The 16,730-nt window shown below is 38.1% G+C and carries 17 protein-coding genes and 2 pseudogenes; all 19 read left to right on the top strand.

Features of this window, described 5'->3' with window-relative positions; translation table 11 throughout:
• A partial coding sequence (gene recG, locus AC1DJR_RS03935; protein ID WP_477002056.1) for an ATP-dependent DNA helicase RecG occupies positions 1 to 1,626 on the top strand: 1,626 nt, incomplete at its 5' end.
• An 88-nt stretch (positions 1,627 to 1,714) separates the two neighbouring features.
• Positions 1,715 to 2,308, top strand: coding sequence for a transcription factor FapR (fapR, locus tag AC1DJR_RS03930; RefSeq protein WP_000747354.1), 594 nt, complete (start codon positions 1,715 to 1,717; stop codon positions 2,306 to 2,308).
• Entirely contained in the window at positions 2,305 to 3,297 is a 993-nt protein-coding gene (plsX, locus tag AC1DJR_RS03925) for a phosphate acyltransferase PlsX (RefSeq protein WP_002128828.1), read from the top strand. Before fapR ends, plsX begins: the two co-directional genes overlap by 4 nt.
• A gap of 14 nt (positions 3,298 to 3,311) precedes the next feature.
• Positions 3,312 to 4,256, top strand: coding sequence for an ACP S-malonyltransferase (gene fabD, locus AC1DJR_RS03920; RefSeq protein ID WP_477002055.1), 945 nt, complete (start codon positions 3,312 to 3,314; stop codon positions 4,254 to 4,256).
• A complete protein-coding gene (gene fabG / locus AC1DJR_RS03915) occupies positions 4,256 to 4,996 on the top strand; it encodes a 3-oxoacyl-[acyl-carrier-protein] reductase (RefSeq protein ID WP_002014514.1) in 741 nt (246 codons plus the stop codon). The genes fabD and fabG overlap by 1 nt, the downstream gene beginning before the upstream one ends.
• Before the next feature lie 69 nt (positions 4,997 to 5,065).
• A complete protein-coding gene (acpP, locus tag AC1DJR_RS03910; protein ID WP_002014515.1) occupies positions 5,066 to 5,299 on the top strand; it encodes an acyl carrier protein in 234 nt (77 codons plus the stop codon).
• A gap of 58 nt (positions 5,300 to 5,357) precedes the next feature.
• Positions 5,358 to 6,095, top strand: a complete 738-nt coding sequence (gene rncS / locus AC1DJR_RS03905) for a ribonuclease III (RefSeq protein ID WP_002033792.1) — start codon at positions 5,358 to 5,360, stop codon at positions 6,093 to 6,095.
• Between the two features lie 148 nt (positions 6,096 to 6,243).
• Positions 6,244 to 9,813 (top strand): chromosome segregation protein SMC, encoded by a 3,570-nt coding sequence (gene smc / locus AC1DJR_RS03900; RefSeq protein WP_477002054.1) that lies wholly within the window; start codon positions 6,244 to 6,246, stop codon positions 9,811 to 9,813.
• Between the two features lie 14 nt (positions 9,814 to 9,827).
• Positions 9,828 to 10,817, top strand: coding sequence for a signal recognition particle-docking protein FtsY (gene ftsY, locus AC1DJR_RS03895; protein WP_002088200.1), 990 nt, complete (start codon positions 9,828 to 9,830; stop codon positions 10,815 to 10,817).
• A gap of 131 nt (positions 10,818 to 10,948) precedes the next feature.
• Positions 10,949 to 11,281: a putative DNA-binding protein gene (locus AC1DJR_RS03890; RefSeq protein ID WP_477002053.1), complete on the top strand. Its 333-nt coding sequence runs from the start codon at positions 10,949 to 10,951 to the stop codon at positions 11,279 to 11,281.
• 12 nt (positions 11,282 to 11,293) lie between these two features.
• Positions 11,294 to 12,643: a signal recognition particle protein gene (gene ffh / locus AC1DJR_RS03885; protein ID WP_002014519.1), complete on the top strand. Its 1,350-nt coding sequence runs from the start codon at positions 11,294 to 11,296 to the stop codon at positions 12,641 to 12,643.
• Between the two features lie 100 nt (positions 12,644 to 12,743).
• A complete protein-coding gene (gene rpsP / locus AC1DJR_RS03880) occupies positions 12,744 to 13,016 on the top strand; it encodes a 30S ribosomal protein S16 (protein WP_000268750.1) in 273 nt (90 codons plus the stop codon).
• Positions 13,017 to 13,030: 14 nt separating this feature from the next.
• Positions 13,031 to 13,258: a KH domain-containing protein gene (locus AC1DJR_RS03875; RefSeq protein WP_002088196.1), complete on the top strand. Its 228-nt coding sequence runs from the start codon at positions 13,031 to 13,033 to the stop codon at positions 13,256 to 13,258.
• 121 nt (positions 13,259 to 13,379) lie between these two features.
• Positions 13,380 to 13,895: a ribosome maturation factor RimM gene (gene rimM, locus AC1DJR_RS03870; RefSeq protein ID WP_002014521.1), complete on the top strand. Its 516-nt coding sequence runs from the start codon at positions 13,380 to 13,382 to the stop codon at positions 13,893 to 13,895.
• Positions 13,895 to 14,629: a tRNA (guanosine(37)-N1)-methyltransferase TrmD gene (trmD, locus tag AC1DJR_RS03865; protein ID WP_002014522.1), complete on the top strand. Its 735-nt coding sequence runs from the start codon at positions 13,895 to 13,897 to the stop codon at positions 14,627 to 14,629. The genes rimM and trmD overlap by 1 nt, the downstream gene beginning before the upstream one ends.
• A 146-nt stretch (positions 14,630 to 14,775) precedes the next feature.
• A complete protein-coding gene (gene rplS, locus AC1DJR_RS03860; protein WP_002014524.1) occupies positions 14,776 to 15,120 on the top strand; it encodes a 50S ribosomal protein L19 in 345 nt (114 codons plus the stop codon).
• Between the two features lie 144 nt (positions 15,121 to 15,264).
• Positions 15,265 to 15,528 (top strand): annotated as a pseudogene (lepB, locus tag AC1DJR_RS03855) (signal peptidase I); the annotation flags it as partial.
• A 20-nt stretch (positions 15,529 to 15,548) separates the two neighbouring features.
• Entirely contained in the window at positions 15,549 to 16,439 is an 891-nt protein-coding gene (ylqF, locus tag AC1DJR_RS03850; protein WP_002128821.1) for a ribosome biogenesis GTPase YlqF, read from the top strand.
• A 55-nt stretch (positions 16,440 to 16,494) separates the two neighbouring features.
• Positions 16,495 to 16,730, top strand: a pseudogene (locus tag AC1DJR_RS03845) (ribonuclease HII); the annotation flags it as partial.

The raw sequence follows: 16,730 nt of genomic DNA, 5'->3' as shown, positions 1-16,730 counted from the left end.
GAACCTGTATATTCAGTGAAAGGAAAACTGACAGTAAAACAGATGCGCCGGTTTGTTGCACAAGCATTTAAGGAGTATGGAGATTCTATAGTCGAAGTGTTACCAGATGGTTTGTTAAGTCGATATAAATTATTATCACGCTATGAAGCGCTCAGAGGGTTACATTTTCCAGTGGGACAGGAAGACTTAAAGCAAGCGCGTCGCCGTTTTGTATATGAGGAGTTTTTCTTGTTTCAGTTGAAAATGCAAACATTACGGAAAATGGAAAGGGAAAACTCGAAAGGGACGAAAAAGGAAATTTCATTAGTAGAATTGCAAGAGTTTACTGATGCGCTTCCGTTTCCATTAACTGGCGCACAACGCCGGGTTGTAGATGAAATAATGAAAGATATGATATCTCCGTACCGAATGAATCGATTATTGCAAGGGGATGTAGGTTCTGGGAAAACAGTTGTTGCTGCGATTGCTCTTTATGCGGCGAAATTGGCTCATTATCAAGGTGCTTTGATGGTTCCTACAGAAATTTTAGCCGAGCAACATTATCAGTCGCTCGCGGAGACGTTTTCACATTTCGGTATGAAGGTTGAATTGCTAACAAGTTCTGTTAAAGGTGCGAGACGTCGAGAAATTTTGTCGAGATTAGAACAGGGAGAAGTAGACATCCTTGTTGGAACGCACGCTTTAATTCAAGACGAAGTTATATTTCATAGGTTAGGTCTCGTTATTACCGATGAACAGCATCGATTTGGTGTGGCGCAGCGCCGGGTTTTACGTGAGAAAGGTGAAAGTCCAGATGTATTGTTTATGACGGCGACCCCAATCCCGCGTACGTTAKCTATCACYGCATTTGGAGAGATGGACGTTTCTATTATCGACGAAATGCCAGCTGGTAGAAAGGTAATCGAAACGTACTGGGCAAAACATGATATGTTAGATCGTGTCCTCGGCTTTGTGGAGAAAGAGATAAAAAAAGGAAGACAGGCATATGTTATTTGCCCTCTTATTGAAGAGTCTGAGAAGCTTGATGTACAAAATGCTATCGACTTACATAGTATGCTGACKCATCATTATCAAGGGAAATGCCAAGTTGGATTAATGCATGGGAGACTATCATCTCAAGAAAAAGAAGAGATAATGGGACAGTTTAGTGAAAATAAAGTGCAAATTCTTGTGTCGACAACAGTTGTTGAAGTAGGCGTGAATGTACCAAATGCGACTGTTATGGTTATTTATGACGCGGAACGTTTCGGTTTATCACAGCTCCATCAGCTGAGGGGGCGTGTTGGGCGTGGTAGTGAACAATCATATTGTTTATTAATTGCGGACCCGAAATCAGAAACGGGAAAAGAAAGAATGCGCATTATGACTGAAACAAATGATGGATTTGTATTGTCAGAAAAAGATTTAGAGTTACGAGGTCCTGGGGATTTCTTTGGAAGTAAGCAAAGTGGTCTACCAGAATTTAAGGTTGCTGATATGGTACATGATTATCGGGCGTTAGAAACAGCAAGACAAGATGCAGCGATACTAGTTGATTCAGAAGCGTTTTGGCATAATGATCAGTATGCTTCGCTGCGTACTTATCTTGATGGGACAGGTGTGTTCCAGGGAGAGAAGCTCGATTAAAAGTAGTCTGCAAAAGTTTTTGTTGCATTCTACTTTTAATGATTATATACTACTTTTAGTACCTAGTCATAAAAATGGATGGTGCGGTATGAAAAAAAGAAGAAGTAAAAAAGAAAGACAAGAATTATTACAACAAACAATAGAAACGAATCCTTTTATAACGGATGAAGATTTAGCGGAAAAATTTCAAGTGAGCATACAAACTGTTCGTCTTGATCGTATGGAATTATCTATTCCTGAATTAAGAGAACGAATTAAGCATGTGGCTACAAAACAACATGAAGAAGATGTGAAATCTTTACCGTTAGAAGAGGTTGTCGGAGAAATTATTGATATAGAATTAGATAGACATGCGATTTCTATCTTTGAAGTAAAGGTAGAGCATGTATTTAAAAGAAATCAAATTGCTCGTGGGCATCATTTGTTTGCACAAGCAAACTCACTAGCTGTTGCGGTTATTGATGAAGAATTAGCTTTAACTGCAAAGTCCACCATTCGATATATTCGTCCTGTAAAATTAGGAGAGCGTGTTGTTGCAAAAGTACGTGTTGAAGATGTAGAGAATGATAAAGGACGGACGGTTGTCAAAGTGCGTAGTTTTGTTGGAGAAGAACTTGTCTTTACAGGCACTTTTGAAATGTATCGATCTAGTAATTATAGTGAGGAAGGTAACAACTTATGAAAATCGCAATAGATGCAATGGGCGGCGATCATGCACCAAAGGCTGTAGTATTAGGAGCAATGAAAGCTATTAAGGAATACTCAGATTTACATATTACTTTAGTAGGGAAAGAAGAGGGGATTCGTCAATATTTAACGAGTGAAGAGCGAATTACTATACTTCATACGGACGAAAAAATCGAATCGACAGACGAACCAGTAAGAGCGGTTCGTCGAAAAAAACAAGCTTCAATGGTACTAGCGGCGCAGCAAGTAAAAGACGGCGTAGCGGATGCTTGTATATCAGCAGGTAGTACAGGAGCTTTGATGGCAGCTGGATTGTTTGTTGTTGGTCGTATGGAAGGAATTGAACGACCAGCTTTATCACCTACAATGCCAACTGTTGATGGAGAAGGTTTTGTTATGTTAGATGTTGGAGCCAACGTTGATGCAAAACCAATTCATTTATATCAATATGCAGTAATGGGCTCTGTTTACGCAGAGAAGGTAAGAGGGATTAAAAATCCACGCGTTGGACTTTTAAACGTTGGAACAGAGGATGGTAAAGGAAACGAGCTTTCAAAACAAGTCTTTGCTATGCTCAAGGATGCACCAATTAATTTCGTTGGAAACGTTGAATCAAGAGATTTATTGCAAGGTGTAGCAGACGTTGTTGTATGTGATGGTTTTACGGGTAATGTAGCGCTAAAATCATTAGAAGGAACAGCACTTGCGTTATTCTCTATGTTAAAAGAACAATTAATGAGTTCGTTTACGAGCAAATTAGCAGCAGCGGTATTAAAACCAAAACTTATGGTATTGAAAGATAAAATGGATTATTCGGAGTATGGGGGAGCGGCGTTGTTTGGATTGAAAGCTCCTGTCATTAAGGCTCACGGTTCTTCTAATGACCAATCGATATTTAGTGCGATTCGTCAAACGAGAGAAATGGTAGCGAAAGAAGTAATTCCTACAATTTCAAGTGTAATGGAGAAGGAGCCGCTTCAATAAGAGGAGGATTTGAAATGGGAAAAATAGCATTTCTTTTTCCGGGCCAAGGTTCACAGGCAGTTGGAATGGGTAGACAGTTAGCGGAGAATAATAAAGAGGTTGCGAAAGTGTTTGCAAAAGCGGATGAGGTTTTGCATGATTCTCTTTCAGAAGTGATTTTTGAAGGACCGCAAGAAAAGTTAACATTAACGACAAATGCGCAGCCGGCACTATTAACAACGAGCTTTGCAATTTTAACAGCTTTGAAGGAGTATGATATTACACCTGATTTTGTCGCAGGACATAGTTTAGGTGAATATAGCGCTCTTGTAGCTGCTGGTGCATTAACATTCGAAGACGCTGTATATGCTGTAAGGAAACGCGGGGAATATATGGAAGAAGCTGTTCCAGGCGGGGAAGGTGCAATGGCAGCTATTTTAGGTGCGGATCCGGATATGCTGAAACGAGTTACAGAAGAAGTAACAAGTGAAGGATATGCAGTACAAATTGCTAATATGAATAGTACGAAGCAAATTGTTATTTCTGGAACAAAGCAAGGAGTAGAGCTTGCTTCTCAAAGAGCGAAAGAAAATGGTGCTAAAAGAGCAATTCCGCTCAAAGTAAGTGGACCGTTTCATTCCTCGCTTATGAAACCAGCTGCTGAGAAATTCCAAAGTGTTTTAAATGAAATTACAATTCAAGACACGAATATTCCTGTTATTGCAAATGTTACGGCAGATGTTATTACGCGTGGTACAGATATTCAAGCAAAGCTAATTGAAYAGCTCTATTCGCCTGTATTATGGTACCCATCTATTGAGTATATGGTGAATCAAGGGGTAGATACATTTATTGAAATCGGACCTGGAAAAGTACTTGCTGGTCTTATGAAGTCGATTGATTCTTCAGTGAAAGCATATGCGGTATATGATGAAGAGACATTAAAAGATACCATTTCAAATTTGAGAGGAGAAAGCTGATGTTAAAAGGGAAAGTAGCATTAGTAACTGGTGCTTCACGTGGGATTGGTCGTGCGATTGCTATTGATTTAGCGAAACAAGGGGCAAATGTTGTAGTGAATTATGCTGGTAATGAGCAAAAGGCGAATGAAGTAGTTGATGAAATAAAGAAATTAGGTTCAGATGCCATTGCAGTAAGAGCAGATGTTGCAAATGCTGATGATGTTACTGCAATGGTGAAACAAACTGTAGATACGTTTGGACAAGTTGATATTCTTGTAAATAACGCTGGTGTAACAAAAGATAATTTATTAATGCGTATGAAAGAAGAAGAATGGGATACAGTTATTAATACAAACTTAAAAGGTGTTTTCTTATGTACGAAAGCAGTATCGCGCTATATGATGCGTCAACGTCATGGACGTATTATTAATATCGCTTCTGTTGTTGGTGTAACAGGAAACCCAGGACAAGCAAATTATGTTGCTGCTAAAGCTGGTGTAATTGGATTAACAAAAACATCAGCAAAAGAATTAGCGAGCCGAAATATTACTGTAAATGCGATTGCTCCAGGGTTTATTGCGACTGATATGACGGATGTATTAGATGAAAATATAAAAGCCGAAATGTTAAAATTAATTCCTGCAGCTCAGTTTGGAGAAGCACAAGATATCGCAAATACTGTAACGTTTTTTGCTTCTGATCAAAGTAAATATGTTACAGGTCAAACGTTAAATGTTGATGGCGGTATGGTAATGTAATAAAAGAATCGATTTCACCTAGTTTTTTTGGACAATATTTTATATAATATTTGAGGGGAGGTGAATAGAATGGCAGATGTTTTAGAGCGTGTAACCAAAATTGTCGTTGATCGTTTAGGAGTAGAAGAAACTGAAGTAGTACCAGCTGCAAGCTTCAAAGAAGATTTAGGCGCAGACTCCCTAGATGTAGTAGAACTTGTAATGCAATTAGAAGATGAATTCGAAATGGAAATTTCTGATGAAGATGCTGAAAAGATTGCTACTGTTGGCGATGCTGTGACTTACATAGAGAGTCATCTATAATGCTTAAGTGAAGTCCCGTTCTTTAACGGGGCTTCTCGGCTTATATCTGGAGGGACCTATGCCGTACCGAAAACATAGAGAAAAAAAATACGAAGCAAAATATCGTGAAGCTTTTAAAGTATTTCAAGAAGAGATAGGTATTACGTTTACAGATGAAAAATTATTGATTCAAGCGTTTACGCATTCATCGTATGTGAATGAGCATCGAAAAAAACCGCATGAGGACAATGAGCGTCTTGAGTTTCTTGGCGATGCTGTATTGGAACTCACTGTATCACAGTATCTGTTTCAAAAATATCCGACAATGAGCGAAGGAGAGTTAACAAAACTACGTGCAGCTATTGTATGTGAGCCATCTCTTGTTCGTTTTGCAAACGAAATGTCATTTGGTAGCCTTGTTTTATTAGGGAAAGGTGAGGAAATGACGGGTGGACGTGAACGACCAGCTTTATTAGCGGATGTCTTTGAAGCGTTTATTGGTGCCCTTTATCTTGATCAAGGGCTAGAAACAGTTTGGGGATACTTAAAAGAAGTTGTATATCCGAAAATTAATGAAGGTGCTTTTTCTCATGTGATGGATTATAAGAGTCAATTGCAAGAATTGATTCAGCGTGATGGTAGTGGCAATGTTGAGTATCAAATTTTGCAAGAAAAAGGACCGGCCCACAACCGAGAATTTGTGTCCCGTGTAACTTTAAATAATGAGGCATTAGGTCTTGGAAGTGGTAAGTCAAAAAAAGAGGCAGAGCAACAAGCTGCTGCAGAAGCATTGAAAAAATTAAAAGAACAATCATGAGGAATCCCCCTTTGAATGAGGGGGATTCCTTATGCATAGAATGAAACTTTCCTTTTATTTATAAATAAAAGGAGTGGGAAATCCGTATAGTAGTTTGTTTTCGTACAGACAACGTTTACAACAACGGAGAATAGGAGGAAGGCCTTTCGTGTTTTTAAAAAGATTAGAAATAGCAGGATTTAAGTCTTTTGCTGAGCGTGTATCTGTCGATTTTGTTCCAGGTGTAACTTCTGTAGTAGGACCTAACGGGAGCGGGAAAAGTAATATTACTGATGCAATTCRCTGGGTACTTGGTGAACAATCTGCAAAGTCATTACGCGGTGCAAAGATGGAGGATATTATTTTTGCCGGCAGTGATACGAGAAGAGCGGTTAATGTTGCTGAAGTTACATTAACTTTAAATAATGAAGACCAACGCTTACCGATTGAGTATAACGAGGTGTGTGTAACGCGTCGTGTATCTCGTTCGGGTGATAGTGATTTTTATATTAATAAACAATCTTGTAGATTAAAAGATATTATTGATTTATTTATGGACTCTGGTATGGGAAGGGAAGCTTTTTCGATTATTAGCCAGGGGAAAGTCGAAGAGATTTTGAGTAGTAAATCAGAAGAACGTCGTGGTGTATTTGAAGAAGCTGCGGGTGTGCTGAAATATAAACTTCGTAAAAAGAAAGCTGAAGGGAAATTGGCGGAAACACAAGAAAACTTAAATCGTGTACAAGATATTATTCACGAATTAAGTAGTCAAGTAGAACCACTAGAAAGACAAGCTTCTATTGCGAAAGATTATCTTGAGAAAAAAGAAGAATTAGAGAAAGTAGAAGCTGCGCTTATTGTACATGAAATTGAAGAATTACATGAAAAGTGGGAAGCGCTTCGAAATCAATTTGGGCATAATAAAGATGAAGAAGCTAAAATGTCGGCGAACTTACAAAAAAGTGAAGAAGAGCTTGAGGAATTACGCGGGCAATTACAAGCCGTTGATGAATCTGTAAATTCCTTACAAGAAGTTCTACTTCTGTCTAGTAAAGAACTAGAAAAACTAGAAGGGCAACGCGAGCTGTTAAAGGAAAGAAAGCAAAATGCAACGACACATTGTGCGCAGCTTGAAAAGCTAATTGTTGAGTTAACAGAGAAAACTACAAGTTATGATGGCGAAATTGAAACAAGTACAGAAGCTTTAATGCAATTTGTGAATCAAGTAAAAGAATTGGAGAAGAAATTGCATGATAACGAGCAATTACTTGCGACTTTTGCTGAGAATTTAGAGGAACAAATTGAGAATTTAAAAGGTGACTATATTGAACTTTTAAATCAACAAGCAAGTCTTCGTAATGAATTATCTATGATTGAAGAACAATCAAAACAGCAAAACTCTAAAAACGAACGACTTGATGAAGAAAATGAAAAGTATGTACAGATGCGTGTGGAAATTACAGCGAAAAAGGCGAAACTTGTAGACAGTTATGAGCAAGCGAGAGAGAAAATAGCTGGCATTATTTCTAACATACAGAAGACAGAAACGGCACTTRGGAAATGTAAGTCACAGTATAGTGAAAATGAAACGAAACTGTATCAAGCGTATCAATTTGTGCAACAGGCGCGCTCTCGGAAAGAAATGTTAGAAGAGATGCAAGAGGACTACTCTGGCTTCTATCAAGGGGTACGTGAAGTATTAAAGGCTAGAGAAAATAGACTACAAGGTATTGAGGGAGCTGTTGCAGAACTTCTGACTGTGCCGAAAGAATATGAAATCGCAATGGAAATCGCCCTTGGGGCAGCGATGCAACATATCGTAGTACAAACAGAAGAGCATGCTCGTAATGCAATTGCATTTTTAAAGCAAAATAAACATGGCCGTGCAACGTTTTTACCTCAAGCTGTTATTAAAAGCCGATCGCTATCATTTGATCAATTACGCATTGTGAATCAGCATCCATCGTTTGTCGGTGTAGCGGCAGAACTTGTGCAGTACAATAATAAATATGAGAATGTAGTTTCAAGTTTATTAGGTACAGTTGTTGTTGCGAAAGATTTACGCGGAGCAAATGAGTTAGCGAAACAACTGCAATACCGCTATCGTATTGTAACACTCGAAGGTGACGTAGTGAACCCGGGTGGTTCTATGACGGGTGGAGCTGTAAAACAGGCGAAATCCTCTTTATTGGGACGTCAACGTGAACTTGAAGAGTGGACTAAAAAACTAACTGACATGGAAGAAAAAACAACGAAGCTAGAAAACTTTGTTAAAGCAGTAAAGCAAGAGATTCAAGAAAAAGAAGTACAAATACGAGAGCTACGCCAAGGTGTAGAGACCGAACGTGTAGATGAACAGAAGCTAAGAGAAGAAATTAATCGTTTAGAATTAGATGAACATCGTATTAATGATCGTTTATCGATTTACGATTTAGAGATTGAAGGATTTTTACAAGATCAAGTAAAAATGCAAGGGCGCAAAGAAGAGTTAGAAAAGATTTTAGCGACTCTTCAAGCTGAGATTGGGGAATTAGATAGCAAAATCGTCGTTTTAACGAAACAAAAAAGTGAACAATATTCTTCAAAAGAAAAAGTTCAGAAGGAAATGACGGAGCTAAAAGTACAAGCTGCTGAACAACAACAACGTTTGTCTAATCAAAAAGAAAAAGTCGAACGATTGACGAAGGAAAAAGAAGAGACTGATGCGACGCTTGTAAAAACGAAAGAAGATTTAGCGTTCTTAAAGCAAGAGATGACATCTAATTCAAGTGGCGAAGAACAAATTACGAATATGATTGAGAAGAAAGCGTATGATCGTAATCAAACTTCGGAGTTAATTCGTTCTCGTCGTGAACAACGCGTATCATTGCAAGAAAGAGTCGAGTATTTAGAGCGCGGTGTGAAAGAAACAATAGGTAAACATAAATATATTCTTGAGATGCTGAAAGATCAAGAAGTGAAAATTAACCGACTTGATGTAGAGCTGGAAAATAGATTGCAACATTTACGTGAAACATATACTATTTCATTTGAAGCAGCAAAACTTAAGTATACAATGATGATGCCTGCAGAAGATGCACGTAAAAAGGTGAAACTAATTAAACTATCCATTGAAGAGTTAGGCGCAGTAAATTTAGGGGCGATTGATGAGTATGAACGTGTAGCAGAGCGCCATACATTCTTATTAGAGCAAAGAGATGATCTAGAAGAAGCGAAATCGACATTGCATCAACTTATTACGGAAATGGATGAAGAGATGAAAAAACGCTTTTCTACTACATTCGAAGGGATTCGAACAGAGTTTCAATCTGTATTCTCTGAATTATTCGGAGGTGGAAGAGCGGATTTAGTAATGACGAACCCAGAAGATTTACTAAATACGGGTATTGATATTGTAGCGCAACCACCAGGGAAGAAACTACAAAATTTAGGTTTACTTTCAGGGGGAGAGCGTGCTTTAACGGCAATTGCGCTCTTATTTGGTATTTTAAAAGTACGCCCAGTTCCATTCTGTGTTCTAGATGAAGTGGAAGCAGCTCTTGATGAGGCAAACGTTGCTCGTTTTGCGCAGTATTTAAAGAAATTTAGTGATGAAACGCAGTTTATTGTAATTACACACCGAAAAGGTACAATGGAAGAGTCTGATGTATTGTACGGTGTAACAATGCAAGAATCAGGGGTATCGAAGCTTGTTTCTGTTCGTTTAGATGATGGCGAAGAACTTGTTGCAAGTAGATAGGAAGGATGGGAAGTATGAGCTTTTTAAAAAAATTAAAAGAAAAAATTTCAAAACAAACGGATACGGTAACAGAGAAGTTTAAACAAGGATTAGAAAAAACGAGAAATTCATTTGCTGATAAAGTAAATGACTTAGTGTACCGTTACCGCAAAATAGACGAAGATTTCTTTGAAGAATTAGAAGAAATTTTAATTAGTGCGGATGTCGGAGTTTCGACAGTGATGGAATTAATTGATCAGTTGAAAGAAGAAGTGCAACGTCGTAACATTCAAGATCCGAAAGAAGTACAGGCTGTTATTTCTGAAAAGCTAGTGGGAATTTACAAAGGTGACAGCGATTTTAGTAATGAAGTTAATATACAAGAGGATCAATTAACAGTAGTTTTATTTGTTGGTGTGAATGGTGTGGGGAAAACGACGACGATTGGTAAGCTTGCACATAAATTTAAATCAGAAGGTAAGTCTGTCCTATTGGCGGCAGGAGATACATTCCGTGCTGGGGCGATTGAGCAATTAGAAGTATGGGGCGATCGTGTTGGTGTAGAAGTAATTAARCAAGGGTCAGGATCTGATCCAGCGGCTGTTATGTATGATGCTGTACAAGCGGCAAAGGCCCGTAAAGTGGATGTATTGCTATGTGATACAGCGGGACGCTTACAAAATAAAGTAAACTTAATGAATGAGTTAGAGAAAGTGAAGCGYGTAATTGAGCGTGAAGTACCAGGGGCTCCTCATGAAGTATTACTTGTTATTGATGCAACAACAGGGCAAAATGGTTTAAGTCAAGCGAAAACATTCCGTGAAGCCACGAATGTTACTGGTATTGTTTTAACGAAGTTAGATGGAACTGCTAAAGGTGGTATCGTCTTAGCGATTCGTAACGAAATGGATGTTCCGGTGAAATTTGTTGGGCTAGGAGAGCAAATGGATGATCTGCAACAGTTTGATCCAGAACAATATGTTTATGGTTTGTTTGCGAACGTAGTAGAAACAGAAGAAGTGTAAGTGAAAGAAGTGGTATTTCCGCTTCTTTTTTATAAAAATATGTGATGTTAAGAAAAAAACTTGACACTCTTTTATACTCCATGTAAACTAAGTCATGTAAAGGGAAATCACTTAACAAAGGATGATCCAACATGCTCGAGAAAACAACGAGAATGAACTATTTATTTGATTTTTATCAATCGTTGTTAACGCAAAAACAAAGAAGTTATATGTCGCTTTATTATCTAGATGATTTATCTCTTGGTGAAATTGCGGAAGAATTTGATGTAAGTCGCCAAGCCGTGTATGATAACATTAAACGGACTGAAGCGATGCTTGAAGAATATGAAGATAAATTAGTATTACTTCAAAAGTTTCAAGAGCGACAGCGACTTGTTGCAAAGCTAAAACAGCTAMTCAGCGAAGAAGAGCATGTRAATGAAGAAATGAAACAAGTTGTTGAAGCTATCGAAAAATTAGATTAGGAGGGCGGCAATATGGCATTTGAAGGATTAGCCGACCGACTTCAACAGACAATGCAAAAAATCCGCGGCAAAGGAAAAGTTTCTGAAGCCGATGTAAAAGAAATGATGAGAGAAGTTCGTCTAGCTCTTTTAGAAGCGGATGTTAACTTTAAAGTAGTAAAAGATTTTATAAAGCGTGTGTCTGAGCGTGCTGTCGGACAAGATGTAATGAAAAGTTTGACACCTGGACAACAAGTAATTAAAATCGTACAGGAAGAACTTACAGAACTTATGGGCGGAGAGCAAAGCAAAATTGCTGTTGCTAATAAGCCACCTACTGTTATAATGATGGTTGGTCTGCAAGGTGCGGGTAAAACAACGACGACAGGTAAGCTTGCAAATTTGCTTCGTAAAAAGCATAATCGTAAACCGATGCTTGTTGCAGCGGATATTTACCGTCCAGCAGCGATTAAACAGCTTGAAACATTAGGGAAGCAATTGGACATGCCTGTTTTCTCCTTAGGAGATCAAGTAAGTCCGGTTGAAATTGCGAAACAAGCGATTGCGAAAGCAAAAGAAGATCATCACGATTACGTTTTAATCGATACAGCGGGTCGCCTGCATATTGATGAAGAACTAATGGGTGAATTAGCGAAAGTCAAAGAAGTTGCGAAACCGGATGAAATTTTCCTTGTTGTCGATGCGATGACAGGACAAGACGCGGTAAATGTAGCACAAAGTTTCCATGAACAGTTAGGATTAACAGGTGTTGTATTAACGAAATTAGATGGTGATACGCGCGGTGGTGCGGCATTATCTATTAAGGCTGTAACAAATACACCAATTAAATTTGCTGGTATGGGTGAAAAACTAGATGCAATTGAAGCGTTCCATCCAGAACGTATGGCATCCCGTATTTTAGGGATGGGCGACGTCTTAACATTAATTGAAAAAGCGCAAGCTACAGTTGATGAAGAGAAAGCAAAAGAACTTGAGCAAAAAATGCGTACGCTTTCGTTTACGCTTGACGATTTCCTAGAACAACTTGGACAAGTGCGTCAACTTGGACCGCTTGACGAATTGTTAGGAATGCTTCCTGGTGCAAATAAAATTAAAGGGCTGAAAAATGCACAAGTTGATGAAAAACAAATTGGGCATATTGAGGCAATTATTCGTTCTATGACTAAAGTAGAACGAGAACAACCGGAAATAATCAATGCTAGTCGTAAAAAACGCATTGCCAAAGGTAGCGGTACAACGGTACAAGAAATCAATCGTCTAATCAAGCAATTTGATGATATGAAAAAAATGATGAAGACGATGACGGGAATGCAAAAAGGTAAGAAAAAAGGACTAGGTGGATTGAAGTTTCCATTCATGTAAGGAAAAAAGATGGCTCTGTTAAGAAAAAATACTTTACAAAGCAATAGTCTTTTTGCTAATATAATTATCTGTGTGAAATAAATTCGGAGGTGCTTTATAAATGGCAGTTAAAATTCGTTTAAAACGTATGGGAGCTAAAAAAACTCCTTTCTATCGTGTAGTTGTTGCAGATTCTCGTTCTCCTCGTGACGGACGTTTCATTGAGGAAATCGGTACTTACAATCCGGTTGCTCAACCAGCGGAAGTTAAGATCAACGAAGAAGCAGCATTAAAATGGTTAGGAAATGGTGCTAAACCATCTGATACAGTTCGTAACCTTTTCTCTAACCAAGGTATCATGGAGAAATTCCACTTATCTAAACAAGGTAAGTAATTGAGGCAATGACAATGAAAATGTTAGTCGAGACAATTGTTAAACCTCTTGTGGATCATCCTGGAGATGTAAAAGTTACACAGGAACTTTGCAACGGAGAAATAAAGTATCGATTAACTGTACATCCTGAGGATGTTGGAAAAGTCATTGGAAAGCAAGGGAAAGTTGCGAAAGCGATTAGAATGCTCTTGTATTCAGTGGGACATCATAATGATGAGAACGTCACACTGGAAATTCAATAAACGTAAAAAGGGCGAGGAGTTATTTCCTCTCCCTTTTTTAACATTTAAAGAGAAATTGCATGTTCCATATATAAAATGGAAATGCTTAATTTATATAGAAACCAGGGGTGACATACTATTTATGACAAAATGGTTTAATGTAGGGAAAATTGTAAATACTCATGGCGTAAAAGGAGAAATTCGTGTTATTTCTCGTACTGATTTTCCAGAAGAGCGATATAAAGTAGGGAACACGTTATACATATGGGATGAGAAAGGTACAGACTATCTTACAGTGAAGGTAACTTCTCATCGTCAACATAAGACATTTGATTTATTAACACTTGAAGGATACAACAATGTAGATGAAGTAGAGAAGTTAAAAGGTTCTTTAATAAAAGTACCAGAAGAGCAGTTAGGCGAACTAGCTGAAGGTGAATACTACTACCATGAAATTATTGGTTGCAACGTTGTAACGGAAGAAGGAGAAGCGTTAGGGACAATCAAAGAGATTCTATCTCCTGGTGCGAATGACGTTTGGGTGATTAAACGTCCAAAGGGTCAAGATTTGTTAATTCCTTATATTGATGACGTTGTACTTCAAGTTAACATTGAAAATAAATTAGTAACCATTCATGTAATGGAAGGGCTACTATAATGAAAATTGACATTTTAACATTGTTTCCAGATATGTTTACGGGTGTATTTGGTTCTTCAATTTTAAAGAAAGCACAAGAAAAAGAAGCGGTAGAGCTTCGTGTTGTCAATTTTCGTGAGTATACAACTAGTAAGCATAATAGTGTAGATGATTATCCGTATGGTGGGGGCGCTGGTATGGTATTAACCCCACAGCCTATCTTTGACGCAGTAGAAGAGTTAACGAAGGAAACAGACCGTAAGCCGAGAATCGTCTTAATGTGTCCACAAGGAGAGCGTTTCACGCAGAAGAAGGCAGAAGAGCTTGCTGGAGAAGAGCATGTTATTTTTGTATGTGGTCATTATGAAGGATACGATGAACGAATTCGTGAGCATCTTGTAACAGATGAGATTTCTATTGGGGATTACGTATTAACGGGTGGAGAATTGGCTTCTATGGTAGTCACTGACAGTGTTGTACGTCTTTTGCCAGGAGTGCTTGGGAATCAAACGTCACAAGTGGAAGACTCTTTTAGCACAGGTTTGTTAGAACACCCACATTATACACGTCCTGCTGATTTTCGTGGTATGAAGGTACCGGATGTACTAATGTCAGGAAATCATAAAAACATTGATGAATGGCGCCATAAAGAGTCACTACGTCGTACGTACACACGTAGACCGGATTTACTGGAAGAACGAGAATTATCTAAGCAAGAAGAGAAATGGCTGGAACAGATTAAAGAAGACCGATAAGGGCTTGATATATTTTCTATTGCAACAGTCCTAGCAATATGCTATTATAACATTTGTGCTACTGAAATCAGTAGCCGTATTAACGATGTTCCGCTGTAATTTAATAAGACTTTATAAGAGCATCTGTTTAAAGGAGAGAATTTAATATGCAACAATTAATCACAGAAATCACAAAAGGCCAATTGAAAACTGACCTTCCTTCATTCCGTCCTGGAGACACTTTACGTGTACACGTAAAAGTAGTTGAGGGAACTCGTGAAAGAATTCAGCTTTTCGAAGGTGTTGTAATTAAACGTCGTGGTGGCGGAATCAGTGAAACATTCACAGTTCGTAAGATTTCTTACGGTGTAGGTGTTGAGCGTACATTCCCAGTTCACACGCCAAGAATCGCGAACATCGAAGTACTTCGCCGTGGTAAAGTACGTCGTGCTAAGTTATACTACTTACGTAACCTTCGCGGTAAAAAAGCACGTATTAAAGAAATTCGATAAGACATGTATGGGAGCTTGTAAATACACAAGCTCCCTTTTTCCAATCTATATGAAATTTTGGTATAATACGAGCAGCTTACATAACAGTGGAGGGGAAAGCATGAAGAAAGAGAAGAGCTCACTTTGGGAATGGATCAAAGCAATCTATATGTTAACGGGAAACCTTATGAGGAGCCGTATTTAGATAAGCAGAAAAAACAACTTGCTGACGGACCGCTTACATATGATTTTACTCTTGAAGAAATGACAGGAAAGAAAACTGTTCCAGAAGGTCAATTATTTGTTTTAGGCGATAATCGTCGTTTTAGTAAAGATAGCCGTTCGATTGGTACAATTTCAATGGACCAAGTGATTGGTAAAGCAAATATGCTATATTGGCCGTTAAAAGATGCACGTATTGTGAAATAAAAGAAAAAGAAGGTGGCAACATGGTAATTCAATGGTTCCCAGGACATATGGCAAAGGCTAGACGCCAAGTAACAGAAAAATTAAARTTAATTGATGTTGTAATTGAGCTTGTAGATGCTCGATTACCTTTATCTTCTCGTAATCCAATGATTGATGAAATTATTACACATAAACCAAGGCTTGTTGTTTTAAATAAAGCGGATATGGCGGATGATCGTCTTACAAAGCAGTGGATTGCATATTTTGATGAAAGAGGTCAAAAGGCAATTTCAATTAATGCGCAAGCTGGACAAGGTATGAAAGAAATTGCAGCAGCTTGTAAAGTTCTTGTCAAAGAAAAATTCGATAAAATGGTTGCTAAAGGCATTAGACCAAGAGCAATTCGTGCTTTAATTGTAGGTATTCCAAACGTTGGTAAATCTACACTAATTAATAAATTAGCGAAGAAGAATATAGCAAAAACAGGAGATCGTCCTGGTGTGACAACGGCCCAGCAGTGGATTAAAGTTGGGAAAGAAATGGAATTATTAGATACACCAGGTATTTTGTGGCCTAAATTTGAAGATGAATTAGTTGGTCTTCGTTTAGCGACGACTGGTGCAATTAAAGATTCTATATTAAATCTACAGGATGTAGCTATTTATGCGTTACGTTTTATGGAAAAACATTATCCAGAACGTTTAAAAGAGCGATATAATTTAAATGACATTCCAGAAGAAATTGTGGAGTTATTTGATGCAATTGGAAAAAATAGAGGTTGCTTAATGGGCGGCGGAATGATTGATTATGATAAAACATCTGAGCTTATACTTCGTGAGCTTCGTGGTGGAAGATTTGGAAAAATGACATTTGAAACACCAGAAGAGTTTGCAGAGCAGGTAGAAGATGCGGAAAAAGTAGAAGAAGTATAAGACGTGCGTTTGTACGTCTTTTCTTTTTGGTTACGTTTAAAAGGAGTGTAAATAGATGCAAAAAATGACTATTCATGAAGCGGAATGTTTGCTGCAAGAAATTATGAATGAAGAAGACGAGCGTTTTCAAATGTTAGTGAAAGATGAGCGAAAAGGTGTTCAAAAACTAATTTTGAAGTGGTATAAACAAAAAGAGTTAGCGCAAAAAGAAAGAGAAAAATTTCTAGAAATGTCAAAGTACGAAAATGAGTTACGTGAAAAAGGGCTCACATACATTGCTGGCATTGATGA

The organism is Bacillus sp. 05T31, from assembly GCF_056396725.1.
This window is presented reverse-complemented; position numbering and strand designations above follow the sequence as displayed.